Raw genomic sequence first — 25,160 nt, forward strand, 5'->3', positions numbered from 1 at the left:
ACCCTTAAACGCAAATAGCCGCAGGCGTCTTGATTCGCACTGCGGCTAGTTTGAGCTAGCATTGACGATAAATGTGGCGCTAAGGAGCCGATAGCCATCCGGCTAATTCATTATTGATGACGGCAAGCAAGGCCTCGATATGGTCGTCACGATCATTCAGGCAAGGGATATAGCTGAACGTTTCGCCCCCCGCTTCCATAAAGCTATCGTGTATCTCCTCCTCGATCTCCTCCAAGGTTTCGACACAGTCGGAAGAGAAGGCAGGCGACATAATGGCAATGTGTTTATGTCCCTGCTTGGCGAGTTCCGCCACATGCTTGACAGTTTGCGGGCCGACCCATTTTTCGGGCCCAAACTGCGACTGAAAAGCGGTATCCACCTCCTCTTTACTAAAACCCAGCTTCTCACGCAGCAGGCGCGTGGTTTTCTGGCACTGACAGTGGTAAGGATCCCCCTCCATCAGATAGCGCTCGGGGACACCATGGTAGCTGGCCACCAGCTTAGTAGGCCGGGTTGATAAACCGTCGTAGGCTTCTTGTACTGAATTGGCCAACGCCTGAATGTAGGCAGGATGTTCAAAATAAGCCGGCACCGTGCGTATATAAGGTTGCCATTTCATCTTCATCAGGGTGCGAAATGCCTGGTCATTCGCCGTGGCCGTGGTCGGTGAACCGTACTGAGGGTAAAGCGGAAAAAACACGATTCGCTCGCACCCTTTCTCTTTTAATCGCGTCAGCACGCTTTCCGTCGAGGGATTGCCGTAGCGCATGCAAAAATCGACTTCGACGTCATCACCGTAAAGCGCTTTTAACCGTGCGGTCATTTTTTCAGTCTGAGCGCGAGTAGTTGTCAGCAGCGGGCTTTCGTTTTTCTCGTTGTTCCAAATACTTCGGTACGCTTTACCCGATGAGAATGGCCGCTTGGTCAAAATAATCAGCTGTAGCAACGGCTGCCATTTCCAACCGGCATAGTCGACCACGCGCTTATCAGACAGAAATTCATTCAGGTAACGACGCATTGACCAATAGTCAGTGGCATCCGGGGTTCCCAAGTTCGCTAGCACCACGCCCACTTTGGCACGTGGCACCGGTGGATGATCGCTAGGTGCATGGGCCAAGCGGCCCTCGCCCGGCTGATCCTTGACGACATTCTCGGTCATTAGTCATGCTCCTGGAAAATTACGATCTCGCTAACACTCGGTACAAGCTAATTAAATGCTATCACTTTTCGGCAAACTGGCGGCATAAAGTTATACTATCAACATTATTTGTATAACTCCGAGGCAATTCATGTCCAAGCCTTTGCTTTTGGTTCTTGGTGACCAGCTCTCTTTTTCACTAACAACGCTGCAAGACGCCCCCGCCAATGCCGTGGTTGCCCTTTGCGAAGTGGCTGAAGAAGCCCGCTATGTGCCGCATCATATACATAAAATCGGCCTCTTTTTGGCCGCCATGCGTCACTTTGCCCAAGCGCTGCGTGAAAAAGGCTTTCAAGTTCACTACAGCGCTCTGGACGATGCGGATAACTGTCACTCCCTCATTGATGAAGCTGAGCGCATCGCCCAACAGTATGGCTGCGATGAGATACGCGTTGCCCGACCAGGTGAATGGCGGCTGTGGGAGGCGATGCAGCAGCGCAAAGACGCAACGACTCCATGGCGGCTACTTGAAGATGAGCGCTTCTTTACCACGCCAAAGGATTTCGCCAACTGGGCCACAGGCCGCAAGCAGCTGCGCCTAGAATACTTTTATCGCGAGCAGCGCAAGCGTACCGGGATCTTGATGGAGGGCAATGAACCCGCTGGCGGCAAGTGGAATTTTGACCACGACAATCGCCAACCTATCAAAGCAGCGCTTGAGTTTCCTGACCTGCCACAACACCGCTTTGACACGCTGACAAAAGACGCATTGGCCGATGCGGAACGCCACTTTGGTGATCACATAGGTTGTGTGGAAAACTTCAACCTGCCGGTCACCCGCCGACAAGCGCTGGTAGATTTAAATCACTTCACTGAGCATGGGCTGGCTGACTTTGGCTGCTATCAGGATGCGATTAGCGATTCAGCGCCCTATCTATATCACTCACGGCTCTCAGCCGCGATGAACCTCGGCTTGCTGTCGCCCCATGAAGTCTGTGCAGCCGTCGAGCAGCGCTACTATGACGGCGATGTGCCGATCAACGCCGCCGAAGGCTTTATCCGCCAAATTCTTGGCTGGCGAGAATACGTACGCGGGCTCTACTGGACACAGATGCCCAACTACAAAAGCGCTAATCAGCTCGGCTTCAACCGCGAGCTACCAGCGTTTTACTGGGATGCGAATACCGATATGCGCTGCCTGCAGCGTGCCATACAGATGACCATCGATAATAGCTACGCCCACCATATTCAACGACTAATGGTCACGGGCAATTTTGCCCTGCTGTGTGGGGTCAAACCCGAGGCGCTATGCGACTGGTACCTGGCTGTTTATGCCGATGCCAGCGAATGGGTGGAACTGCCCAATACCTTGGGCATGGTACTCCATGCGGATGGCGGCTTAATGGGCTCCAAACCTTATTGTGCATCGGGTAAATATATCGACAAGATGTCAGATCATTGCCAGCACTGTCGCTACTCGCCTAAGCAGGTTACAGGGCCAAAGGCCTGCCCTTTCAACAGCCTTTACTGGCACTTCCTGGAAACTAATGCCGAGCAATTGAACCAGAACCCGCGCATGAAGCTAATTTACGGCTCGCTCAGCAGAATGTCCGATGACAAGCGTGAAGCAATGCGCCAACAGGCTGAAAGCTTCTTGGCTCAACTGGAAGTGTCACCTGGCTATGGGCAAGCCTGTCACACCGCCGGCTATGCCACTACCAAAACCGATGGCATACGATCGATACCCATATGAACAATACCAACCAGGAGTCACCATGAGCCGCTTCGCACCGTTAAACGCGTTACCGCCGGTCACGCTATTTCACGACGGCCACTGCCCCTTTTGCCAGCAGGAAGTTGCGTGGCTGGAAAAGCATCGCCATCGGGAACACATCGCGCTGGTCGATATTCAGGCTCAGGACTTTAACGCCCATGAGTATGGAAAAGAATTTAACGCCATGATGGGCCAGTTGCACCTGCGCGACAGCCAAGGAGAGTGGTTTATCGGTATGGATGCCAGCCGTGCCCTCTATGCAGTGTTGGGCTATCGGCGGCTGGTGAGGCTTTCGTGCTTACCGGCTCTATACGGCGCAATGAACGCCGGTTACCGGTTTTTTGCCCGTCGTCGAATTCGGCTTGGGCGGTGGTGGGAAAAGCGTCAGGCTAAACGTTAATGGGTGAGAATAGCGCCTTAGAAAACAAGCGGCATGCGCGATGTCAGCGGCTCGCTATAATGCGCATCGCGGCCAATCACTTCGTCGTGGGGCACATGCTGCACTAAGTAAGCACGGTGAATCCCAGCACGCTTAAGCTCCATATAGGCATCGTCCAGCGAGCGAAATAGCATCGGCTTGGTACGCTGCATCAGCATGTGCCGCTCGCCTTCAACGTCTTCCAGTTCAACCTGATAAAAGCGGCTACCCGAATGGGTAATCACGCGAATTTCAAAGTTGTCGTGACTGGCGACAAACTGCTTAAGATCCTTCAGTTCCATGGTTCCCTCCTATTATTTGGCGATGTCATAAGGAATGTCAGACGGTATGCCTTCAGATATGTCATCAGGGCACAGCATGACTGCACCCCATGACACTTCTGTTGCCCCGTCATTGCAATGTAATGACAACAAGCAATCACTAGACATTAATAGCTAGGAGGCCAATAGTGCAAGAGAGTTCCTGACCGGAAGGTCAAGACATCATTGATATTCAGAGGGGTCGATGGCTTTACCCAGCGAATTGCGGTCAATCCAGTTGCCGCCTTTGGTCTCTTTGTAACGGAACACCACCTTATCCCCCACGGTCACGGGCAGCTCACCGTCTTCGGTCTGGTAGCTATACTTCTCGCCTGCCACGACCAAATGGTAGCGATAAAGGTCTGGCATACCCAACCACTCTTTGAAAGGGCCCTCGCGCTCTAGCGCCTCTAGCTCACCGCGCCCCTCAAGTTTAGGAAGACGCTGCCGATTACCGCGCCGAAATCCACCTGCCATGTGCTACTCCCATTTTTTGCATATCGTGGGTGGGGCATTATACGAACTCGCTCCCCATCCTCAAGTGACTCATCACTCGCCTGTAATAAAAGAAACCTGTCATCAAGAACCGGTCATCAAAACTTAGTCGCCGAAGGCTTGGCCGTAACTATCCGGCGCCAAATCCTCAAAGCGGGTATATTTGCCGATAAACGCCATATGTACCGTGCCGATAGGCCCATTACGCTGCTTACCGATAATTAACTCGGCAATACCCTGATTGTCGGGGTTATCTGGATTATAGACTTCATCGCGATAAACGAAGGCAATAACGTCCGCATCCTGCTCAATCGCTCCAGACTCCCTCAAATCCGACATAACCGGACGTTTATTGGGGCGCTGCTCCAATGAGCGGTTCAACTGTGAGAGCGCAACCACCGGGCAGTTAAACTCTTTTGCCAAGCCCTTCAAGGAGCGTGAAATTTCAGAAATCTCACCGGTACGGTTTTCATTGAAGCCGGGAATCTGCATTAACTGAAGATAATCGATCATGACCAGCGCGATATTGCCGTGTTCACGCACCACACGCCGCAACCGTGAGCGCATCTCGTTAGGCGATAAGGCGGCAGTGTCATCAATAAACAGCTGCTTATCTTTGAGCAGATTAACCGCGGAGGTTAAACGCGGCCAATCCTCATCTTCCAGTTGACCGGTACGCACGCGGGTTTGATCGATCCTGCCCAGCGAGGACAGCATCCTCAGCATTAGCGATTCTGCGGGCATCTCCATGGAGAACACCATGACCGGCTTGTCGCTGGAAATAACTGCATGCTCAACCAGATTCATGGCGAAAGTGGTTTTACCCATTGAGGGGCGGCCTGCAATCACCACCATATCCGAAGGCTGCAAGCCGGTGGTCATTTCATCTAGATCACGGAAACCGGTGGAAAGCCCGGTCATCTCACCTTTAAGGTTAAACAGCTCGTCAATGCGATCAACGGCTTTGGTCAATAGATCACTCATGCCGATAGGGCCGCCTGTTTTGGGACGCTCCTCGGCAATCTGGAATACCAGCCGCTCGGCTTCGTTGAGCAACTCATCAGCCGGGCGCCCCTGGGGGGTAAAAGCACTATCGGCAATTTGATTAGCGGCACGGATCAGCTTACGTAGCGTTGCCCGCTCACGTACGATATCGGCGTAGGCGCGAATATTACTGGCAGAGGGCGTGTTACGGGCAAGCTCAGCCAGAAACGCCAGCCCACCGACCGTATCCAAATGATCACGTGCTTCCAGCGCCTCGGAAAGCGTCACCACGTCCAGTGGCTGGCCGGCTTCAGCCAGGTGAATCATCACGTTGAACACCAAACGGTGCTCATAGCGGTAGAAATCATCAGCGACCAAGCGCTCTGAGACGTTATCCCAGGCCTGGTTGTCCAGCATGAGCCCGCCTAGTACCGACTGCTCCGCCTCCAACGAATGCGGCGGCAGCTTTAACGCTGCCGTTTCTTTATCAGCAGAAGGCTGATCCTGCATAGCGAGCTCCTTTAAACACATCAGCGTAACCGATGAAGAGGGATATGTTAGCCGGAGCGGGCGCATTCGACCACCGACATTACCACCCATCTAGACATTGTCTGAAAAACGCCAAACCTTAATAGCCGAGGCGGGTTTATGACAATATCCAGTACTCCTGCCGTAAAACACAGGCATCAGAAATAACAAAAGGCGCGGGGTATCCCGCGCCTTTTGAGGCGTTCGTGCTAGCACAATGAGTGGCTAAGTCTTTACTTAGTTACTCTGCAACTACCACCACGCGTACAACGGCATCCACTTCAGCGTGCAAGTGAATAGCGATGTCGTATTCACCCGTTTGGCGAATAGGACCCGTCGGCATACGAACTTCGCTCTTGGCAACATCGATGCCAGCAGAAGAAATTGCGTCGGCCAGGTCACGCGGACCAATCGAACCAAACAGCTTGCCTTCATCGCCTGCTTTGGAAACCAAAGACAGTTCGATGTCGTTCAACTGCTCAGCGCGCGCTTCGGCTTCAGCCTTACGCTCAGCAGCTTGCGCTTCGAGCTCAGCACGCTGCGCTTCAAACGCTTCGATGTTGTCTTTGGTTGCCGGTACGGCTAAACCGTAAGGCACCAAGTAGTTACGACCATAACCAGGCTTGACGGTGACCTTGTCACCCAGGCCGCCCAGCTTACCAATGTTGTCGAGCAGAATGACTTCCATCTCGTAAACCTCTTGTCAGTTGCTGCGGGCAAGGCGTGCGCGAACGTTCGCGAATGTATCAATCAGCCCCAACAGCAGCACAATGAGAATCGTGGGCCAGGTCGTGATCAGTAGCACATAAAATGCTACCAGCCACAGCCCGTTCATCCCCTTTATTCCAATAAACCCGTGCACTAACGCAACGCCAGCTACCAACAGCGGAATCCAACCAAGCATCGCCAGCGCATGAGCGCCTAACAGCATGCCTATCACCCCAATGACGACCAGTACGGCCAGCTCCTTAGGGGTCAAGCGCAGTGCGTGGAACTCTTCGCGAAAGCCACCTGGGTTGTACAACCCAGCTTGCCAGCTACGCGCAAGCGCCAAGCACACGATGGCTGCCAACAGCACCACAAGCCCAGTCACTCCACCCACCACCAATGAGGCAATGGTTTGAGTATCGTAGCCTTGATTGGCAAATTCCGTGAGCATGCGATCCACTTCTTCTGAACCTTCACGCAGTTGCTCAAGCATTAGCTCAGTGCCGCCTGGCGGACTGAAGATGCCCAGTTGAACCATAACAGCGGCGACCAAGGTCCCCACAATCAAGGTTTCTCCCCAACGCATCCTCTCGCGCAGGATAACGGCCATCAGCGTTACCAGCAGTATGCTAGCAAGCGGAATCACGTCACCCTGAGCCCACCACCAACCGGCCGGTAGTGCTGCGGCGATGATCACCGGTAGCGCAGGTGCAAAACCTTTGCGCAGGGTCATCAACGCAGCAATGGCTGCTCCTAACCAGAACAACCACGGCACTAGCGTTGCCAGAGCCGCCCCGCCTGCAGCGTAAGGCGTGCCCCGCATTAGCCACCGGGCTAGTGCCAGCATCACGTTAAACGCTTACTGGTGGCTATCGGAGTAGGGCAGCAGCGCCAGATAACGCGAGCGCTTGATAGCAGTCGCCAACTGACGCTGATAGCGTGCTTTGGTGCCGGTAATACGGCTTGGAACGATCTTGCCGGTTTCGGTTACGTAGGCCTTCAGCGTGTCCAGATCTTTGTAGTCGATCTGCTTGATGCCTTCAGCGGTAAAGCGGCAAAACTTACGGCGACGGAAAAAACGTGCCATGGACTAGCTCCTTAAAACGTGCAGTGAATAAAATCAGGCAGTTTCTTCTTCTTCAGCGCGCGGTTTTTCTTCGCGACGCGGACGTTTTTCTTCTGCCGGTTTCATCATCGGTGAAGCTTCAGTAACCGCTTCTTTGCAGCGTACAACCAAGCTGCGGATGATGGCGTCGTTGTAACGGAAGATGTTCTCGATCTCGTCGAGAGTCTCGCCGGAACATTCAACGTTCATCAGCACGTAGTGGGCTTTGTGGATCTTGTTGATCGGGTAAGCCAAGTGACGACGGCCCCAATCTTCTAGACGGTGCACAGTGCCGCTGTTTTCGGTAACGATGCTGGTGTAGCGCTCGACCATCGCCGGCACCTGCTCGCTTTGATCCGGGTGGACCATAAATACGATTTCGTAATGACGCATGGGATCTCCTTGCGGTTTGACAGCTTCCGTTGTGTGCAATTGCTAAACGCAATAAACGACGACAGGGAAGCAAGGAGTTAACTGAAGTGCTCCGCCACCGCACTAGACGGCTATTGGGGCATCAAACAGAACTTTTATTTCAACAACGATTTCAATTACTGTTTCAACGACTAGTTCTTACAGCTAACGCCCATTTGCAGACAAACGGGCGCGTGTATCTTAGTAGTACGGCGGTTAACTTGCAAGCTGGCGCTGACGGACAGCCTCAAACAGACAAATACCGGTGGCCACCGAAACATTAAGGCTAGAAACCTCCCCTGCCATAGGGAGCTTGGCGAGGTTATCGCACGCTTCGCGGGTCAAGCGCCGCATGCCCTTGCCTTCTGCCCCCATCACCAGTGCGGTGGGGCCTGTCATATCAATATCAAAGACGCTGGCCTCAGCCTCGCCAGCCGTACCGGTTATCCACACACCGGCATCTTTTAGCTTGGCGAGCGTACGCGCCAGATTGGTGACTTGATAAACCGGCACTACTTCGGCAGCACCACAAGCGACCTTGCGCACCGTTGCATTGAGCGGCGCGGCTTTATCCTTTGCCACAATCACCCCGTGGGCACCGGCGGCATCAGCACTGCGCAGGCAGGCGCCGAAGTTATGCACATCAGTGACACCATCGAGAATAAGTAGAAGCGGCGGTGTAGACGCCTGCCAGGCGCGCAGCTTAAGCCAGAGCGACTCTTCACCTTCAGGGGTTAACGGCGGACAGAACGCCACCACCCCTTGATGGGCCGCGCCCTGGGTTAACTGATCAAGCAGGTCGCGTGGCTGCTCCTTCACTCGGGCGCCGTGGGCCTGGGCTTGGGCGACCAACTCTTTTAAGCGACTACCCGCCCCCTGCTGCACCCAAAGTTCCCGGGGCGCTTCACCTCTGTCTAGCAGGCTTTGCAGGGCATGAACGCCGTATACCTGATCCAGGCCATCAGGGGTCTTGGGCCCCCGCCGAGAAGACGCCGACTTCATGCTCACCCCTTATTCGGTGATGGTTTGCGCGGGCCATTACGGGTGCGCCGGGGACCACGGCGGGTGGCGGGCTTCTCGCTATTGGGTTTCTTGTCTCCAGCAGCTTTGGCACTATCTCTTTTAGCACCGGCGCCCTCTTCCCCACCGCGGCTCTTACGCGGCTGACGGCGTGGGCGTGGCTTCTCATCATTCAGACCGAAGTCAATCTTACGGTCATCCATATCGACACGCGCCACCTGAACGGTAAGGCCATCACCTAAGCGGTAGGTCGTGCCGGTGCGCTCGCCTTTAAGACGGTGCTTCTCAGCCTCGTAATGGTAGTAGTCCGAGGGCAGCGACGTGACATGCACCAGGCCTTCCACATAGAACTCATCCAGGCGTACAAACAGGCCGAACTGGGTGACCGAAGCGATGGTACCTTCGAAGGTTTCACCGAGTTTGTCGGACATAAACTCGCACTTCAGCCAGCTCTCTACATCACGCGTAGCCTCGTCGGCGCGGCGCTCAGTCATTGAGCAGTGTTCACCCAGCTCAAGCATCTGCTCGAAGGTATACGGACACCACTTGCTGGGCGGCTCAACCGGCGCACCCTCAACGCGAAGCACCGTATTGGTCTGACGCGGACCGCGGATCACCGAACGAATGGCGCGGTGTACCAGCAGGTCGGGGTAGCGACGAATCGGCGAGGTAAAGTGGGCGTAGGCCTGATAGGCCAAACCAAAGTGGCCTTCGTTTTGCGGCGAGTAGACCGCCTGGTTCATCGAGCGCAGCATGACCGTCTGGATGATATCAAAGTCGGGACGGTCGGATATCGTTTCACGTAGCGCCTGGTAATCCTGCGGGGTGGGCATATCGCCACCGCCAACCGCAAGGCCTAGCTCGTTCAAGAACAGGCGCAGCTTATCAAGCCGTTCAGGTGTTGGACGCTCGTGGATCCGGTACAGCGCTGGCAAGTCATGCTTATCCAAAAAGCGCGCGGTCGCCACGTTGGCCGCCAGCATGCACTCTTCAATCAGCTTATGGGCATTGTTACGGCTACGCGGGACGATTTTTTCGATTTTGCGTTCATCATTAAAGATGATCGCCGTTTCAGTGGTATCAAAATCAATCGCGCCGCGCTCCGCACGTGCTTCGCGCAACAAGTAGTAAAGCTCTTCAAGATTTTTCAGCGGCTTCACTAGCTCGTTATGCTCGGCGCGTAGCGCCTCACCCTCTTCACTCTTCTCATCGAGAATCGCGGCCACCTTGTTGTAGGTAAGGCGGGCGTGGGAATTCATGACGGCTTCGTAGAAGCGGTAGCGGCTAATAGCACCGGTTTGAGAGATATTCATCTCGCATACCAGCACCAGGCGATCCACGTGGGGATTCAGCGAACAGAGCCCGTTGGACAGCAGCTCCGGCAGCATGGGAACGACTTGGCCGGGGAAGTAGACCGAGTTACCCCGGGTACGGCCTTCATCGTCCAGCGGCGTGCCTGGGCGCACATAGTGGGAAACATCGGCAATGGCGACGAGAAGCTTCCAACTACCTGATTTGGTTTTCCACGCGCATACCGCATCGTCAAAGTCTTTGGCGGACTCATCGTCGATGGTAACCAGCGGCACATCGCGCAGATCAACGCGGTGCTGCTTATCCTCTTCCAGCACTTCTGCTGAAATACCGGCGATCTGATCGAGCACTTCAGGCGGAAACTCTGCAGGAATATCGTAACTGCGAATCGCAATATCAATTTCCATACCAGGATCCATACGCTCCCCCAGCACTTCGACCACTTCGCCCACCGGCTGCACTCGGGTGGCCGGCTGCTGGACAATCTTGGCCGAGATCACCTGGCCATCTTTAGCGCCGCCGCAGGCGCTATGAGGAATAATCACTTCCTGAGTAATACGCGGATTTTCCGGAATCAGAATACCAAATTCAGGGGTATTACTGCGGTAAACGCCGACGATGGTTTGCGTGTTGCGCGCAATGACATCGGCAATGGTCGCCTCATCACGGCCACGGCGATCACGCCCACTAATGCGCGCCAACACATGGTCACCGTGAAAAACGCGCCGCATTTGGCGCGGTGGCAACACTAGGTCTGGCTTTTTGCCATCATCGCGCAGCAGAAAACCAAAGCCGTCTCGGTGCCCCAGCACCTTGCCTTTGACCAGATCGAGCTTGTCGATCAGCGCGTAGGCGCCGCGACGGTCGCGCAGCACTTGACCGTCCCGCTCCATCGCCGCCAATCGGCGCCTGACGGCTTCAATAAGGTCTTCGTCTTCCAGCCCCAGCATGCGGCTCATATTTTCGTGGGTAATCGGCTTACCATAGCTTTCTAGGGCAGCAAGTAAGTACTCACGGCTCGGTGCTGGGTTGCCATATTTATGTGCCTCACGCTCGGCGTGCGGATCATCACTCAACGTCCAATACTTCATGCGATCAACATCCTTGATGGCGTCATTTGCGGGAGGCATAAAAAAGGCGCAAACGCGGTGCGTTGCGGGCTGGATATTTCAATGCTTGATAAGCTGAAATGAATAGGGTTTTGTTTAGTCATGGGCGCAGTATAGCGCTGCACGTTCAATCACCCAACCGTCTTAGACGTTGTTTATACAATTTGCTTTATAAAAAGCACCTGTGGGGTCTTGCATTTAACCATCACCCCGGTATTATACGCGCCACTTGCCCAGATGGCGGAATTGGTAGACGCGCTAGCTTCAGGTGCTAGTGTCCGTATGGACGTGGAGGTTCAAGTCCTCTTCTGGGCACCAAACTGCTTTTATGCTATTTATTTGTATAAGCAGGACGGTGCTAAGGCAGGTGGTAACAAGTAAGTCAAAGTTTGTGTTCGCCCAGGTGGCGGAATTGGTAGACGCGCTAGCTTCAGGTGCTAGTGTCTGTATGGACGTGGAGGTTCAAGTCCTCTCCTGGGCACCATACGAACACAAACGGTAAGTAGTTAATCTAAGCGTTAGATGATGCGCCCAGGTGGCGGAATTGGTAGACGCGCTAGCTTCAGGTGCTAGTGTCCGTATGGACGTGGAGGTTCAAGTCCTCTCCTGGGCACCATGACTTACATGGGCCAGTCCGCATCAGTGTACTCTCTTCAGTATGTTCTATTCTCTCTAAATCCCCTTTCATCTCCTATGCGCTCTTTTATCCCATGGGTTTAAGTCGCCACCAGTTCTAGCTTCCTGCTCGCCCCTATATTTAGATTTTAACTTCCAGCGTTTGCTGTCTGTATGGCTAGCTAAGCTATTGGCCACCCATGCATTCAACGCATACCCCCATTCCGAGTCTTCGCTTTATATCAGGATTAGAAAGGCGTTAGGTTGTTATGCCATGAAATTCAAGCATAGCAATAACGATAAAGGGAGAACGGTATGCCGATAAAATCGCTGCGACCGTTGGTCTTCTGGCCAACATTTCTGGTTCTATTTGCGGCAGTCATTGCCAGCTATATCAATTTAGACGCCTTTCTAGCCGTTGCGAGCGGGCTTAATGGCGCCATCCTGAATAATTTTTCGTGGCTGTTCAGTATAGGTAGCCTTTACCTGCTTATTATGGCGGTTATTGTTTACTTCTCTCCTATCGGCCGTGTTCGCATTGGTGGCCCTTCCGCCCAGCCTCTTTTATCACCTTTTCGTTGGTTCTCGATCACCCTTTGCACCACCTTAGCCGTAGGGGTTCTGTTTTGGACCACCGCTGAACCGCTTTATCATTTCATGAGTCCGCCAAGTTCAAGTGGCTTAGAGGCTGGTTCAAGCGATGCCATGGTGTTTGCGATGTCGACCATGTTTTTACACTGGACGTTCACGCCTTATGCTATTTATGCCGTACCCGCACTGATCTTTGCCCTAGCGTTTTACAATTTGCGCCTTCGCTTCTCTATTTCCAGCATGCTTGAACCTCTTTTCGGCTCAAGAATTAGACGCTTTGCAGGACTTATTGATGCCGTTTCACTCTATGCCCTGGTAGCCGGCATGGCTTCTTCGCTGGGCACCGGCGCCCTGACGCTTGCGGGTGGCGTGGGCCAATATATGGGTGGTGAAACCAGCCCCCTTCGGCTAGGCGTTATTGTCGCCATTATCGTGACAACATTCGTTCTTTCCGCCGCCAGCGGGCTGCAAAAAGGTATTGCGCGATTTTCATCTCTAAATGCTGTCCTGCTGCTTATTCTGGGCGTGTTCGCTTTCGTCGCGGGCCCCACCATTTTCAGCTTGGCTCTCGGAGTAGAGTCGTTTGGTGTGTTTATCGATAACTTTTTTACCAAGAGTCTGTTTACCGGCGCGGCGGGGGAAGATCAGTGGCCACAGTGGTGGTCGATATTTTATTGGGCCGTTTGGTTCTCCTGGGCCCCCGTGGCCGCCCTGTTTCTCGGCAAGATATCCTGTGGCTACACCGTACGTGAGTTTCTTCGCGTCAACCTGCTTTACCCAGCGCTGTTCGCCAGCGTCTGGATCCTGATCTTTTCTGGAACTGCGCTTTACTATCAGGCCCACACCGGCGTCGATCTTTACGCCATCCTCAATGACCGCGGGGTGGAAAACGTTCTTTATGAGCTATTCCGGCAACTCCCCTTTTCAGGGCTGTGGATACCGTTACTGCTGTTCATTGCTTATATCTCTTATGTAACGGCCGCCGACTCCCAGACCGATGCTATCGGCAATCTCTCCACCCGTGGGCTGACAGCGGATTCAGACCTCAATGCGGGGATTACCATGAAAGTCACCTGGGGGGTGATTGTGGGGATCGTCGCCTGGGTGATGGTGAGTTTCGTAGGTATTGATGGCGTCAAGATGCTGTCTAACCTAGGCGGCCTGCCAGCCCTGTTTATCGTGCTGATAGCCACTGGTTCGCTTTGGGTCTGGCTAAAAAACCCTGAGCAACTTAATCGTGCTCCAACACCCACCAGCAACAAGCGTGACTCATGAATATCAAGCAGGATTTTCCGCATCGCACCCGCGAAATAGAGAACACTTGGATTCCAATGGCTGACGGCACCCGCTTAGCTGCGCGGATCTGGTTGCCCGTTGACGCCGAAGCACAACCGGTTCCAGCCATCCTGGAATATCTCCCATACCGAAAGCGAGATGGAACCGCGATTCGCGATGAATTGACCCATCCCTACTTCGCGGGTCACGGCTATGCCTGCGTTCGAGTAGACATGCGCGGAAACGGCGAATCAGATGGTTTGATGGAAGATGAGTACGCCCCTCAAGAGCAGGCAGACGCCCTTGACGTCATTGAATGGATTGCCAGCCAGCCTTGGTGTAATGGCCAGCTCGGCATGATGGGAATATCCTGGGGCGGTTTTAATAGCCTGCAAGTGGCCGCCCTGCGCCCCGCACCGCTCAAGGCCATCATCACGCTCTGCTCAACCGATGACCGCTACGCTGATGATATTCATTACAAGGGCGGCAATATGCTGCTGGAGAATCTTGGCTGGGCGGCCACCATGCTAAGTTTTTCAGCAGCGGTACCAGACCCCGCACTCGTGGGCGATCGATGGCGCAATATGTGGAAGTCTCGCCTCGATAATATGCCTCTGCTGGCTGAAACCTGGCTCACGCACCAGCATCGCGACGAGTATTGGAAGCATGGCTCCATCTGCGAGGAGTATGCCGACATTGAAGCGGCCGTTTACATGATAAGCGGCTGGGGCGACTCCTATATCAATACGATCCCTAGAATGATGGAGCATCTTCAATGCCCAAAAAAAGCACTGCTGGGCCCTTGGATGCACAAATACCCACACTTCGCACTGCCCGACCCGGCGATTGGCTTTCTACAAGAAGCGCTACGTTGGTGGGATTACTGGCTCAAGGGTATTGAGACAGGTGTAATGAATGAACCCGCCTGCACATTTTACCTTCAAGATGGCGTTCCGCCTGCTCCCAAGTATCGTGAGCGACCGGGCCAGTGGGTGCGCACCCGTGGTTGGCCAGCCCCTGAAGACGAGTGTGGGTCTATCACGCTAACGCTGGGTGACCAGGGCCTCGCGTCCGACACTCATCTCAGCCAAGATTGCTTGATTGCATCGCCTCTTACCACTGGCGCCCTGCAAGGAGAGTATATTCCATTATGGTTTGGGGCTGACTTCCCCCCCGATCAGCGTCGTGACGATGCGCTTGCACTGACATTTGACTCCGAGCCTTATGCACAGGGGCTCGACATCCTGGGTCAACCCTCGGTTTCACTGACACTGGAAAGTAGCGAGGCGTGCGGCCAGCTACACGCTCGTTTGTGTGATGTGTCACCCAGCGGTGAAAGTGCCTTGATTACCTATGGCACGCTTAACCTGAATTTGCGTGACGATGCAGGGACGATTGAGCCACCCATACCAGGTGAACCCTTGAAGGTACGCCTTACCATGGATCTAATCGGCTATCGACTGCCTAAGGGCCATCGATTACGGATTGCCCTCTCCAGCGCCAGCTTTCCACTGGTGTGGTCGCCTAAAAAACGCGCTGACCTGACCCTTAAATCAGGAACACCCAGCCTGGAGCTGCCGTTATCCAAATCGCCCTATATTCCCATGCCTTTCGAGCCGCCAGAAAGTGCTGCCCCCTGCCGGGTGGACACCCTACGTACTGGCCACCCCAAGCGCACCATCAGCGAAGATGTGGGCAGTGGCGAAGTGAGCGTGATCATTGAAGATGATATGGGGGACATCAAATTTCTTGATCACGGCTTGCAAGTTGAACAGTACGCTAAGGAGACCTATACCAGCCACCCTGACGATGCCACTCGTACACGCGCCGATATCGAGTGGGTGTACCGCGCTCGCCGTGAAGGAGAGAAGGATAGCTTTGCCGTCAGCGTATTCAGCCGCTACCACCTACACTGCGATGAACACACGTTTTATCTGAATGCCGAGCAGCACGCTTATGAAGACGATAAGCTGGTGAGCGATAAATCGTGGCAGCGAGAGATCCCGCGTACGGCCGTTTAGTCTCTGCAACCCGGCCGGGCGGCAGCCGCCGCTCGGCAGTGGTATGCTGGAAACTACTACTCGTTATTTTAAGGCTTGATTCATGCGTGATGCTTTACCGCCGCTATCTTGCCTGCGCGCCTTTGAAGTTGCCGCACGATACTGCAGTTTTACGCAGGCGGGAAACGAGCTAAATCTTTCGCAAAGCGCCGTGAGCCGACAGATCAAGCGCCTTGAGCATGACCTAGGGCGGCTTCTTTTTGAACGCCATCCTGAAGGACTGCGACTCACCCCAACCGGCGAGCGATACTTTCGTATTGTGCAACGACTATTGCGCGATCTGGGCGATGAAACTGCACGCCTGAGGCGCCGCGGAGATGACAGACAGCTGACCCTCGCCTCAAGCCCGACCATTGCTTCGATCTGGTTGGCACGCCAGTTGCCCGACTTTCAGCGCGCTTACCCTAATATCGAAATTCGCATATTGACGGTAGAAGATCCACACCGCCTTGATCTGGCGGAGTTTGACCTGGGTATTTATTACCATGTACCCAATGAAGTCGATCCTCCAGGTCTTTTAGCAGATGCTATTTTTGACCATGAAATGGTAGCCGCCGTTTGTAGCCCCATTTACCTGGAACGCCATGGCAATGGCATTGAACCTGAGCAACTGCCTACGAATCACACGCTTATGGTGGTGGAAGACCATTACCATGACTGGCTAAGCTGGGAAATATGGTTCCGTGAACTTGGCCTGAAGTGGCAGACCCCGCTGCATACGCTGCGCGCCAACAGCTTCCAACTACTGATGAATGCTACTTTGGCTGGCCAGGGAGTGACTTTAGGCTGGATGCGGCTTTTAGATGCCGAACTTCGACAAGGGAACCTTGTTCAGGCACTGCCACTCAGCATACCCAGCAGGGGAAAACTATCGCTTTTTACACCCCAGCACCGACACCTGACAGACCCTATGCGCGCCTTCCGCCATTGGGTGCTGGATACAAACTAATCCAATAGATATCAGCTACTAAGCACTTAAACTACTATTGATATCGCCCTGGTTTCTTTGCAACTGCCTCAAGCGCCCACCCTTGCGTGCGCAGCTCGCCTTCTAGTACTGCTTCCACCGCTGGTGTCAGATCAGGGAAGAAGTTAAGCCCTGTACGCGCTTCAATTTCATCGATGGTCACTAAGTAGTCATCTAACGGCTCATTGCCGCGCACGTCTTGCGGCATGATGAAGGCCAGCGCTAAAGGCCCTTCGCTATGCGGCACCACGATAATCTTATAAAACGCCTCTGGGACTTCTACCAAACCCACGCGATTAAACACGTTATCCATAAAGTGCTCGGGAAACACCGGCCCGGTGATCACCTGCAAGCGATCAAAACGCGGCGCAAAATGATCCATGACCGCTTCTTCCAACCGCTGCCAGAGCTGTCGGTTCAAATTGGGCCGCTGCGGGGTCATATTGCTCATTAGAAAGGTATCGACCTGGGCGCTGCGTCCATGCACGGCGGCGATGGCGTAGTTGGGCGCCAAGTGGCCTCGGTCGTAGCCGCTACCCGCATAGCTGTCGGTGCCCACAGGCCATAGCGTGCGCCAATCGGCTTGAAAATTAGGCCGCGAACCGATGCGAGAATCGTCTACCGCTGCAACCTGATAGCTGACCCATAGCGGATTGACCCGCACATCGGACCAGCCAACCAAGTAGCCATCATTGCGCAACACCCTGTGCATTGTCGTGGGGCTAAACTCTTCCCAGGTGGGCACCCCCATCCAAGTGTAGGCATCTTTATGCTGGCGCTCCTGAAACTCCCACAGCCCTGTGCCAACGACGACAAATAGCACGGCGATGCCTAAGCGTCGCCCCTGCCGACGCCAGCTCAAAAGCGATGTTCCCAACAGACTTTCCCCTTTTTAATGCTTATTTAGCGCTTTGCATTTGTTAATACGCTAGTGGTCGTTGTGCGAGTTACCCAAGCAATAAAAGGTTACCAACCCAAAGAGAACATGGTTTCAAGATCGTGACGAGAGTGAACCTGCATGGCATTGAGGGTTTCTGTATCGCTAATCCCTTCCACGGCGTTTAAGCGCTCAGTCACCAGCTCGGCCAGGCTTTCAAAATCACGGGTGCGGGCAATCGCGACAAGGTCGTAGCGGCCACAGGTGGAGTAAACCTCACTGATCCCCTCCACATCGGCCAGCCGCTCGGCCACAGCCTTGACCTGGCCTTTGTCGGTATTGATTAAAATGACTGCGTTTTGCATGGCGCGCCTCTTTAGAGAAAAAATACTCAAAAAAATAGTTTAGAGAAAATAGCCATAAAAATAGCCACAAACCGTCGTGTTAAAGCTGGTCAGAGTATAGCAGCGACGGGGAAGCGAGCGCAGCACCCAACGACAGCGTGACCAATTGTCGCTATACCAGCAGCAGTATTCGCACAACCCTTGTACATCCGCTAGCATGTAGTTGAAGTATAGGATTAGAAGATATGGCTGGTTGAAAATAACTGGTTGAAAAATACAGCTGATTAAAAGATGTAGCAGAGAGCTCCGGCTTGTAAGATTATGCGGAGCATCAAGAGGTGGATAACCACCCGATAACGTGACCAAACGTCAGACCGTGACGATAAGGAGAAATCATGGCTAATAAAAGCCGTCGTGACTTCATGCGCAACAGCATGTTGGGCCTTGCCGCCCTTCCTCTGGGTGCTGGTATTCTTTCCAAGACTGCTTTCGCTCAGGAACTGCCGCGTCTTGATCCTTCCGCAACCAATGCCCAAGCGCTTAACTATGTAGAAGAAGCTAGCGAAGCCAGCGATCACCCGGCTTATGAAGAGGGTGAGCGTTGTGATAACTGTATGTTCTACAATGCAGACAATGAGGGTTGCCAGCTATTTCCAGAGAACAGCGTAGCACCTGCCGGCTGGTGCCAATCCTGGACCGCCCAAGCGTAAGCGTCTCATGCTTAATAGCTGTATCAACACCACTACCCCGCCTTTTGAGCGGGGTAGTTTTTTTAAGATCAGCGGTTTTGAAGACCAAGGGCTTGAAGACCAAGGGCTTGAAGACCAAAGGTTAGCTAAGATACCGGACTTTCATCCTCTATCGGCCAGTGAAAACGCCGCGTTACACGCCCCTCTTCCAGAGAGACAAGATGAACGGGAAATCCCCACAGCTGCTGCAAATGGCGAATCACTGGATAAACGCTGCGCCCTAATGGTCGGCGACTATCCTGAACGTGGTGAAGCGTCAAAGAGCGATCCCCACGAATAGCCGCTTCAACGACTTGGATATTGGGTTCGCGGACCGAGAGTGCGTACTGAGTGGCAAGCGCTTCACGCACCTGACGGTAGCCCTGTTCGTTATGAATCGCTGCGACTTCAAGGGTCTCCACCTGATCGTCATCCACGACTAAAAATAGCTTATGGTCACGCATCACTTTCGGCGATAGAAACTGCTGAATAAACGACTCATCCTTGAAGTTGCGCATTGCAAACTCCAGCGTATCCCGCCATGGCGATCCTGCTATATCAGGAAACCATTCGCGATCCTCATCGGTAGGCGCTTCACAGATCCGCTTAATGTCCATAAAGATCGCGAAGCCCAGAGCATAGGGGTTAATCCCACTGAAGTGTGGGTTATCAAAATCAGGTTGGTTAATGACTGCTGCGTGAGACTGCAAAAACTCCAGCATCAATCCTTCATCGACATTGCCATCGTCGTAGAGGCGATTCATCAACGTGTAGTGCCAGAAACACGCCCAGCCCTCATTCATGACCTGTGTTTGCCGTTGAGGGTAAAAATATTGCGCAAGCTTGCGCACAATGCGCACTATTTCACGCTGCCAGGGCGCCAAAAGCGGGGCGTTTTTCTCAATAAAGTAGAGCAGGTTCTCCTGGGGCTCCGGAGGGTAGCGCCCGCCACTATGCAGCCCGAGCGGATCATCCTCTTCGGGTAATAAACTGCCTGGTAACCGTTCGCCGTGCTCAGCGTTATCGGGAATCGTACGCCACAGCAAGTTTACCTGGGTTTGCAGGTAGCTTTCGCGCTCATCCTGGCGCTTAGCTTCCTCTTCGGCAGAAATCGGCGAGGGGCGTTTATAACGGTCGACACCGTAGTTTTGCAGTGCATGGCAGGCATCTAGCAGCTGCTCAACGGCCTGCACACCGTGGCGCTCTTCACACTTGGCAATATACTGTCGCGCGAACACTAGGTAATCAACAATTGAAGAGGCGTCGGTCCAGGTGCGGAATAGATAGTTACCCTTAAAAAAAGAGTTGTGACCATAGCAGGCGTGGGCCATCACCAGCACCTGCATCATCAGCGTATTCTCCTCCATCAAGTAGGCGATGCAGGGGTCAGAATTAATCACTAGCTCATAGGCCAGGCCCATTTGGCCACGTTTATAAGCCTGCTCAACGGCCAGGAATTGCTTGCCAAACGACCAGTGATGATAGCCCACCGGCATGCCGACACTGGCGTAGGCGTCCATCATTTGCTCGGTTGTGATGACTTCTATCTGGTTGGGATAGGTGTCCAACCGATACTCATCGGCGAGTCTGGCCAGCTCCGCATCAAAACGCTCCAGCACGCTGAAGTTCCAATCAGAGCCGGTGGCAATCGGCTTACGCTTGCGGGTCGCACTCATAGCCCACTCCTCTGCACACGGTCACTAACCTGTATATAAGGTCACTGGGACTGGCTTAAGCGACGCTTAAACAGTTCACGAAAGACCGGATAAATATCGCCCGCCTCCACGATTTGGCGCATGGCAAAGCGTTCGGGGAACTCTTTCACCACGCTTTCATACTCCTGCCACAGCGACTGATGGTCGTGGGGCGTGATTTCCACGTAGGCGTAGTACTGCAGCTGCGGCATAAGCTGTTTGACCAGTAAGTCGCGGCAGATATTCGAGTCATCGTCCCAGTTGTCGCCATCAGATGCCTGGGCCACATACAGATTCCATTGGCCAACGGGATAGCGCTTTTCGATGATTTTATTCACCAGATTCAGCGCACTGGAAACTATCGTGCCGCCGGTTTCCCTTGAGTAGAAAAACTCCTCCTCGCTAACCTCGCGGGCGGCCGTATGGTGTCGAACAAACACCAGCTCGACTTTCTCGTAGTGCTTCTCCAAGAACAGATAGAGCAGCAGGAAAAACCGCTTGGCGATGTCTTTATGGTTTTGGGTCATTGAGCCGGAGACATCCATGACGCAAAACATCACTGCTTGATTGGAGGGCTGCGGCTGGGCGCTTAGTTGGTGGTAGCGCAGGTCGTAGGTGTCAATAAACGGCACCCCGGCGATGCGCTTCTCCAGGCGCTCAATTTCGGCTTTCAGCTCAGTGATGCGGGCAGGGTTGCGCAGCACTGGGTCTTTGCGCTCTTCGGCCTCCAGCGCTTCCTGCGCCTCTTTTAGCGCCCGCTTAATCGGCGCGCGCATGGCAATGCGCCGGGCATAGGCCTCACGCATCGAGCGGGTAATGCTAATTCGAGAGGGTACGCCATCGCGGGAGAGCCCCGCCCGCACCATCTTGACCTCTTCCAGCGATTTTAGCGGCTTGCGCTGCAGATGGGGTAGCTCCAGACCGTCGAATACAAACTCCAAAAACTCTTCGCGGCTAAGCGTAAAGGCGAACTCATCAACGCCTTCGCCCTGATTGGAGGCGCCGCCCTCGCCTGCGCCACTGCCGCCGCCCTGGCCGCTAGGGCGGCGGATTTTATCACCGGCGACAAACTCTTTGTTGCCCGGCGAGACAATATTGCGTGCCCCGCCGGGGCCATGTTGAAATACTGGCTCAGAGATATCCTTAGCCGGTATCGAGATTTTCTCACCGCGCTCCATATCGGTAATCGAGCGGCGGTTAACGGCCTCCTCAACAGAGCGCTTGATATGCTTCCGATAGCGCTCTAAAAAGCGCTGACGATTTACCGCGCTCTTATGCTTAGCGTTAGGCCTGCGATCAATAAAGTAGGTCATACGACCTCCTTAGCTCTTGTCTTAAACGCGGGCCGCTACTGAGACTTGCGCACGCGCAGGTACCATTCGGAAAGTAGCCGAACCTGCTTCTCGGTGTAGCCGCGATCGACCATCCGCGCCACAAAGTCTTCGTGCTTTTTCTGATCCGACCGCGACGCCTTGGCATTAAACGAAATCACCGGCAACAGCTCTTCGGTATTGGCGAACATCTTGTGCTCGATAACGCCTTTGAGCTTTTCATAGGACTGCCAGCTGGGGTTCATACCGTTGTTTTGCGCCCGCGCCCGCAATACAAAGTTGACCACCTCGTGACGGAAATCTTTGGGGTTCGAGATACCCGCGGGTTTCTCGATTTTCTCCAGTTCTTCGTTGAGCGCCTGGCGGTTTAGCAACTCGCCGGTTTCGTGGTCGCGGTACTCCTGATCCTGAATCCAGAAATCGGCGTAAGTGACATAGCGGTCAAAGATGTTTTGGCCATATTCGCTGTAGGATTCGAGATAAGCGGTCTGGATCTCTTTGCCAATAAAGTCCACATAGCGAGGCGCCATATACTCTTTGATAAAGCCCAAGTAGCGCTCAAACACTTCTGATGGCAGCTGTTCGCGCTCCAGCGCCTGCTCCAACACGTACAGCAAGTGCACTGGGTTAGCCGCTACTTCGGTGCTGTCAAAGTTGAAGACCTTGGAGAGAATCTTGAACGCAAAGCGGGTAGAGAGCCCCTGCATACCCTCGTCCACACCTGCGGCGTCGCGATACTCCTGAATCGACTTGGCGCGAGGATCGGTGTCTTTCAGATTTTCACCGTCGTAGACGCGCATTTTCGAGTAGATATTGGAGTTTTCCGGCGCCTTGAGTCGTGACAGTACCGAGAACTGGGCCAACATGCGCAGCGTATCCGGTGCGCAGGGCGCGGCGTTAAGCGAAGAGTCTTCGAGCAGTTTTTGATAGATCTTGATCTCTTCGGTGACCCGCAGGCAGTAAGGCACTTTGACGATATACACCCGATCAAGAAACGCCTCGTTATTGCGGTTGTTGCGAAACGCCTGCCATTCCGACTCATTGGAGTGGGCCAGAATCACGCCATCAAAGGGAATAGCCCCCATACCTTCGGTGGGGTTGTAGTTGCCCTCCTGGGTGGCGGTTAACAGTGGATGCAGCACCTTGATCGGTGCCTTAAACATCTCCACAAACTCCATCAGCCCCTGATTTGAACGGCATAAACCTCCGGAGAAGCTGTAGGCATCCGGATCGTCCTGGGAGTAAAGCTCCAATTGGCGAATATCGACTTTACCCACCAGTGACGAAATATCCTGGTTGTTCTCATCCCCCGGCTCGGTTTTGGAAATCGCGATCTGGTTAAGCCGTGAAGGGTACAAACGCACTACCCGGAACTGGGAGATATCGCCGCCGTACTCTTTCAGCCGTTTTGCCGCCCAGGGCGACATCACGCTGCGTAAATAGCGCTGTGGAATGCCGTACTCTTTCTCCAGCAGTTCGCCATCCTCTTCGGGGGAGAACAGACCCAGCGGCGACTCGTAAACCGGTGAACCCTTAATGGCATAAAACGGGATGCGCTCCATGAGCAGTTTTAGACGCTCAGCGAGTGACGATTTACCGCCACCTACCGGGCCAAGCAGGTAAAGGATCTGCTTGCGTTCTTCCAGCCCTTGCGCCGCATGGCGGAAGTAGGACACGATCTGCTCAATGGCCTCCTCCATGCCGTGAAACTCAGCAAAGGCAGGGTAGCGGCGAATCACTTTATTAGAAAAAATACGTGATAGACGCGGGTCTTTCGCCGTGTCGATCACTTCAGGCTCGCCTATGGCTTCCAGCATGCGCTCGGAGGCGCTGGCATAAACCTTCGGATCACGGCGACAAAGCGCCAAGTACTCCTCAAGGCTCATGTCCTCTTGCTGAACGCGGGAAAAACGGTCTTGAACGTGATCAAAGATGCTCATGGAACTCTCCTGTGGCCCATCCCCAGGCAGTCACCGCAAAGCCAAGTGTCTCGCAACGGTGTGCCAAACGAGGTGTCGCTTTTTTAGCGTAGTCAGCATTAGCAAAAAGTGATGACTAAAACCTTCAACGCTGCGGCGATACAGATAAGAGAATTATTCAGGCGAATAGTTGCGTTAGTCCACGCATCATCAATAAACGCAAGGCACTCAACCAGCGACGCCGCTGCCATTGGCAGCGGCGTCGCTAGGTCGTAAGCGCCAAACCGTGGCGAAAAAGCGGTTATCTGTCGGCTTTAACCCTCGAGTACTGAACGAATATCGGCCAACAGCTCATCTAACAGTTCAACGGTAGTGTTCCAAGCACAAACAAAACGGGCACCGCCTGCGCCAATAAAGGTATAGAAGGTCCACCCTTTGGCTTTCAACGCTTCAATCGCCGAAAGCGGCAATTCAACGAACACACTATTGGCTTGGGTAGGAAACATTAGCGATACGCCGGGTAGCGCCTGCAGCCCTTCCGATAGGTAGCGCGCCATCTCGTTGGCATGCTGGGCGTTGGTTAGCCAGGCACCACTTTCAAGCAACCCTAACCAGGGGGCAGATACAAAGCGCATTTTTGAGGCCAACTGCCCAGCCTGCTTGCAGCGGTAGGAGAAGTCCTCGGCCAGCTCCCGATTAAAGAACAGGATCGCTTCGCCAAACGCTAGGCCGTTTTTGGTACCCGAGAAACATAGCGCATCCACGCCTACCTGCCAGGTAAGTTCAGCCGGGGTGGCATTAAGGCTAGCGCAGGCGTTGGCAAAACGGGCGCCGTCCATATGTAGGCGCAGGTCATGTTTATCGGCGATGGCGCGAATCGCCATCAGCTCTTCACGGGAGTAGAGCGTGCCGACTTCGGTGGCTTGGGTGAGTGATACCACTTTAGGCTTGGGGTAGTGAATATCGCTGCGCTTGGTGACCAGCGCTTCAATGCCTTCCGGGGTGAGCTTGCCGTTGGCGCCCGGCGAGGTAAGCAGTTTAGCGCCGTTTGAGAAAAACTCCGGACCGCCGCACTCGTCGGTTTCGATATGCGCCAGCTCGTGGCAAATTACGCTATGGTAGCTGCGTCCCATGGCGGAGAGCGCCAGTGAGTTGGCGGCGGTACCGTTGAAAACAAAGAAGACATCGCAGTCGTAGTCAAACATCTCGCGGAAGCGATCCGCGGCACGGGCGGTCCAGAGATCGTTGCCGTAAGCCAAATCATCGCAGCGGTTGGCTTCAAGCAGATATTCCATCGCCTCCGGGCAGATACCGGAGGTGTTATCACTGGCTAAAAATCGCGGGCTACACTCCGAGGTCATGACGACAGTCCTTTTATCTGGCGATCGAACAGCGCGAGCTGGGTGCCACTCGCGCCTTAAATATCTAACTATGCTTA

The 25,160-nt window shown here is 54.0% G+C and carries 22 protein-coding genes and 3 tRNA genes; 9 read left to right on the top strand and 16 right to left on the bottom strand.

The features are described from left to right. Nucleotides 1-79 precede the first annotated feature (79 nt). Nucleotides 80-1,159: a ferrochelatase gene (hemH, locus tag U738_RS18920; RefSeq protein ID WP_035584114.1), complete on the bottom strand. Its 1,080-nt coding sequence runs from the start codon at nt 1,157-1,159 to the stop codon at nt 80-82. Between the two features lie 130 nt (nt 1,160-1,289). On the opposite strand from hemH, the gene U738_RS18925 reads away from it, so the two are divergent. Then, entirely contained in the window at nt 1,290-2,891 is a 1,602-nt protein-coding gene (locus U738_RS18925) for a cryptochrome/photolyase family protein (protein WP_035584117.1), read from the top strand. 22 nt (nt 2,892-2,913) lie between these two features. After that, entirely contained in the window at nt 2,914-3,312 is a 399-nt protein-coding gene (locus tag U738_RS18930) for a thiol-disulfide oxidoreductase DCC family protein (RefSeq protein WP_035584119.1), read from the top strand. A gap of 17 nt (nt 3,313-3,329) precedes the next feature. On the opposite strand, the gene U738_RS18935 is transcribed toward U738_RS18930, so the two are convergent. The 9 genes from U738_RS18935 to rnr form a co-directional block, all read right to left on the bottom strand. Continuing rightward, on the bottom strand, nt 3,330-3,632 hold the full coding sequence (locus tag U738_RS18935; RefSeq protein WP_035584120.1) for a DUF6482 family protein: 303 nt from the start codon (nt 3,630-3,632) through the stop codon (nt 3,330-3,332). Between the two features lie 201 nt (nt 3,633-3,833). Continuing rightward, nucleotides 3,834-4,127 (bottom strand): hypothetical protein, encoded by a 294-nt coding sequence (locus U738_RS18940; RefSeq protein ID WP_035584122.1) that lies wholly within the window; start codon nt 4,125-4,127, stop codon nt 3,834-3,836. 123 nt (nt 4,128-4,250) lie between these two features. Then, nucleotides 4,251-5,639 (bottom strand): replicative DNA helicase, encoded by a 1,389-nt coding sequence (gene dnaB / locus U738_RS18945; RefSeq protein WP_035584124.1) that lies wholly within the window; start codon nt 5,637-5,639, stop codon nt 4,251-4,253. Between the two features lie 259 nt (nt 5,640-5,898). Next, on the bottom strand, nt 5,899-6,345 hold the full coding sequence (gene rplI / locus U738_RS18950) for a 50S ribosomal protein L9 (protein ID WP_035584127.1): 447 nt from the start codon (nt 6,343-6,345) through the stop codon (nt 5,899-5,901). A gap of 15 nt (nt 6,346-6,360) precedes the next feature. Then, the gene (locus U738_RS18955) at nt 6,361-7,212 is read right to left on the bottom strand and encodes a hypothetical protein (protein WP_035584130.1); all 852 of its coding nucleotides are present in this window, start codon (nt 7,210-7,212) and stop codon (nt 6,361-6,363) included. A gap of 12 nt (nt 7,213-7,224) precedes the next feature. Then, nucleotides 7,225-7,452, bottom strand: a complete 228-nt coding sequence (gene rpsR, locus U738_RS18960) for a 30S ribosomal protein S18 (protein ID WP_007113337.1) — start codon at nt 7,450-7,452, stop codon at nt 7,225-7,227. A 33-nt stretch (nt 7,453-7,485) separates the two neighbouring features. Further along, a complete protein-coding gene (gene rpsF / locus U738_RS18965) occupies nt 7,486-7,863 on the bottom strand; it encodes a 30S ribosomal protein S6 (protein ID WP_007113338.1) in 378 nt (125 codons plus the stop codon). 234 nt (nt 7,864-8,097) lie between these two features. After that, nucleotides 8,098-8,883 (bottom strand): 23S rRNA (guanosine(2251)-2'-O)-methyltransferase RlmB, encoded by a 786-nt coding sequence (rlmB, locus tag U738_RS18970; RefSeq protein ID WP_035584133.1) that lies wholly within the window; start codon nt 8,881-8,883, stop codon nt 8,098-8,100. A 2-nt stretch (nt 8,884-8,885) separates the two neighbouring features. After that, nucleotides 8,886-11,303 (bottom strand): ribonuclease R, encoded by a 2,418-nt coding sequence (gene rnr / locus U738_RS18975; RefSeq protein ID WP_035584136.1) that lies wholly within the window; start codon nt 11,301-11,303, stop codon nt 8,886-8,888. A 249-nt stretch (nt 11,304-11,552) separates the two neighbouring features. On the opposite strand from rnr, the gene U738_RS18980 reads away from it, so the two are divergent. The 6 genes from U738_RS18980 (at nt 11,553) to U738_RS19005 (ending at nt 16,811) form a co-directional block, all read left to right on the top strand. Continuing rightward, nucleotides 11,553-11,639 (top strand) — tRNA-Leu (locus tag U738_RS18980). A 79-nt stretch (nt 11,640-11,718) separates the two neighbouring features. After that, a tRNA-Leu gene (locus U738_RS18985) sits at nt 11,719-11,805 on the top strand. Between the two features lie 45 nt (nt 11,806-11,850). Further along, nucleotides 11,851-11,937: transfer RNA gene (locus U738_RS18990), tRNA-Leu, on the top strand. A 314-nt stretch (nt 11,938-12,251) separates the two neighbouring features. Beyond that, entirely contained in the window at nt 12,252-13,802 is a 1,551-nt protein-coding gene (locus U738_RS18995; RefSeq protein WP_200882507.1) for a BCCT family transporter, read from the top strand. Beyond that, nucleotides 13,799-15,823, top strand: a complete 2,025-nt coding sequence (locus U738_RS19000) for a CocE/NonD family hydrolase (RefSeq protein WP_035584139.1) — start codon at nt 13,799-13,801, stop codon at nt 15,821-15,823. Before U738_RS18995 ends, U738_RS19000 begins: the two co-directional genes overlap by 4 nt. Nucleotides 15,824-15,905: 82 nt before the next feature. Then, nucleotides 15,906-16,811 (top strand): LysR substrate-binding domain-containing protein, encoded by a 906-nt coding sequence (locus U738_RS19005; protein WP_035584142.1) that lies wholly within the window; start codon nt 15,906-15,908, stop codon nt 16,809-16,811. Between the two features lie 34 nt (nt 16,812-16,845). Here U738_RS19005 and U738_RS19010 read toward each other — a convergent pair whose 3' ends face one another. Together U738_RS19010 and U738_RS19015 are read right to left on the bottom strand one after the other, a co-directional pair. Further along, nucleotides 16,846-17,691 (bottom strand): DNA/RNA non-specific endonuclease, encoded by an 846-nt coding sequence (locus U738_RS19010; RefSeq protein ID WP_035584144.1) that lies wholly within the window; start codon nt 17,689-17,691, stop codon nt 16,846-16,848. 104 nt (nt 17,692-17,795) lie between these two features. Beyond that, entirely contained in the window at nt 17,796-18,071 is a 276-nt protein-coding gene (locus tag U738_RS19015) for an Lrp/AsnC family transcriptional regulator (protein ID WP_008958975.1), read from the bottom strand. A gap of 374 nt (nt 18,072-18,445) precedes the next feature. Here U738_RS19015 and U738_RS19020 point away from each other — a divergent pair, with 374 nt between their 5' ends. Next, the gene (locus U738_RS19020) at nt 18,446-18,760 is read left to right on the top strand and encodes a high-potential iron-sulfur protein (protein WP_035584146.1); all 315 of its coding nucleotides are present in this window, start codon (nt 18,446-18,448) and stop codon (nt 18,758-18,760) included. Between the two features lie 125 nt (nt 18,761-18,885). Here the strand turns inward: U738_RS19020 and U738_RS19025 are convergent, their stop codons facing one another. The 4 genes from U738_RS19025 to U738_RS19040 all read right to left on the bottom strand — a co-directional run bounded on the left by U738_RS19025 (nt 18,886) and on the right by U738_RS19040 (nt 25,083). Beyond that, nucleotides 18,886-20,454, bottom strand: coding sequence for a SpoVR family protein (locus tag U738_RS19025; RefSeq protein ID WP_035584149.1), 1,569 nt, complete (start codon nt 20,452-20,454; stop codon nt 18,886-18,888). A 41-nt stretch (nt 20,455-20,495) separates the two neighbouring features. After that, nucleotides 20,496-21,785, bottom strand: coding sequence for a YeaH/YhbH family protein (locus U738_RS19030; protein ID WP_035584156.1), 1,290 nt, complete (start codon nt 21,783-21,785; stop codon nt 20,496-20,498). 35 nt (nt 21,786-21,820) lie between these two features. Continuing rightward, nucleotides 21,821-23,743 (bottom strand): PrkA family serine protein kinase, encoded by a 1,923-nt coding sequence (locus U738_RS19035; protein WP_035584159.1) that lies wholly within the window; start codon nt 23,741-23,743, stop codon nt 21,821-21,823. Between the two features lie 293 nt (nt 23,744-24,036). Continuing rightward, a complete protein-coding gene (locus tag U738_RS19040; RefSeq protein WP_035584163.1) occupies nt 24,037-25,083 on the bottom strand; it encodes a threonine aldolase family protein in 1,047 nt (348 codons plus the stop codon). Nucleotides 25,084-25,160: the final 77 nt, after the last annotated feature.

This window comes from Halomonas sp. TG39a, assembly GCF_000744395.1.
In the GTDB taxonomy this organism is placed as follows: Bacteria; Pseudomonadota; Gammaproteobacteria; order Pseudomonadales; family Halomonadaceae; genus Vreelandella; species Vreelandella ventosae_B.

Excerpts from the sequence above, each read along its gene's own strand:
- hemH (WP_035584114.1), bottom strand. The coding sequence starts at position 1,159 with ATGACCGAGAATGTCGTCAAGGATCAGCCGGGCGAGGGCCGCTTGGCC.
- U738_RS18925 (WP_035584117.1), top strand. The coding sequence starts at position 1,290 with ATGTCCAAGCCTTTGCTTTTGGTTCTTGGTGACCAGCTCTCTTTTTCA.
- U738_RS18930 (WP_035584119.1), top strand. The coding sequence starts at position 2,914 with ATGAGCCGCTTCGCACCGTTAAACGCGTTACCGCCGGTCACGCTATTT.
- U738_RS18935 (WP_035584120.1), bottom strand. The coding sequence starts at position 3,632 with ATGGAACTGAAGGATCTTAAGCAGTTTGTCGCCAGTCACGACAACTTT.
- U738_RS18940 (WP_035584122.1), bottom strand. The coding sequence starts at position 4,127 with ATGGCAGGTGGATTTCGGCGCGGTAATCGGCAGCGTCTTCCTAAACTT.
- dnaB (WP_035584124.1), bottom strand. The coding sequence starts at position 5,639 with ATGCAGGATCAGCCTTCTGCTGATAAAGAAACGGCAGCGTTAAAGCTG.
- rplI (WP_035584127.1), bottom strand. The coding sequence starts at position 6,345 with ATGGAAGTCATTCTGCTCGACAACATTGGTAAGCTGGGCGGCCTGGGT.
- U738_RS18955 (WP_035584130.1), bottom strand. The coding sequence starts at position 7,212 with ATGCTGGCACTAGCCCGGTGGCTAATGCGGGGCACGCCTTACGCTGCA.
- rpsR (WP_007113337.1), bottom strand. The coding sequence starts at position 7,452 with ATGGCACGTTTTTTCCGTCGCCGTAAGTTTTGCCGCTTTACCGCTGAA.
- rpsF (WP_007113338.1), bottom strand. The coding sequence starts at position 7,863 with ATGCGTCATTACGAAATCGTATTTATGGTCCACCCGGATCAAAGCGAG.
- rlmB (WP_035584133.1), bottom strand. The coding sequence starts at position 8,883 with ATGAAGTCGGCGTCTTCTCGGCGGGGGCCCAAGACCCCTGATGGCCTG.
- rnr (WP_035584136.1), bottom strand. The coding sequence starts at position 11,303 with ATGAAGTATTGGACGTTGAGTGATGATCCGCACGCCGAGCGTGAGGCA.
- U738_RS18995 (WP_200882507.1), top strand. The coding sequence starts at position 12,252 with ATGCCGATAAAATCGCTGCGACCGTTGGTCTTCTGGCCAACATTTCTG.
- U738_RS19000 (WP_035584139.1), top strand. The coding sequence starts at position 13,799 with ATGAATATCAAGCAGGATTTTCCGCATCGCACCCGCGAAATAGAGAAC.
- U738_RS19005 (WP_035584142.1), top strand. The coding sequence starts at position 15,906 with ATGCGTGATGCTTTACCGCCGCTATCTTGCCTGCGCGCCTTTGAAGTT.
- U738_RS19015 (WP_008958975.1), bottom strand. The coding sequence starts at position 18,071 with ATGCAAAACGCAGTCATTTTAATCAATACCGACAAAGGCCAGGTCAAG.
- U738_RS19020 (WP_035584146.1), top strand. The coding sequence starts at position 18,446 with ATGGCTAATAAAAGCCGTCGTGACTTCATGCGCAACAGCATGTTGGGC.
- U738_RS19025 (WP_035584149.1), bottom strand. The coding sequence starts at position 20,454 with ATGAGTGCGACCCGCAAGCGTAAGCCGATTGCCACCGGCTCTGATTGG.
- U738_RS19030 (WP_035584156.1), bottom strand. The coding sequence starts at position 21,785 with ATGACCTACTTTATTGATCGCAGGCCTAACGCTAAGCATAAGAGCGCG.
- U738_RS19035 (WP_035584159.1), bottom strand. The coding sequence starts at position 23,743 with ATGAGCATCTTTGATCACGTTCAAGACCGTTTTTCCCGCGTTCAGCAA.
- U738_RS19040 (WP_035584163.1), bottom strand. The coding sequence starts at position 25,083 with ATGACCTCGGAGTGTAGCCCGCGATTTTTAGCCAGTGATAACACCTCC.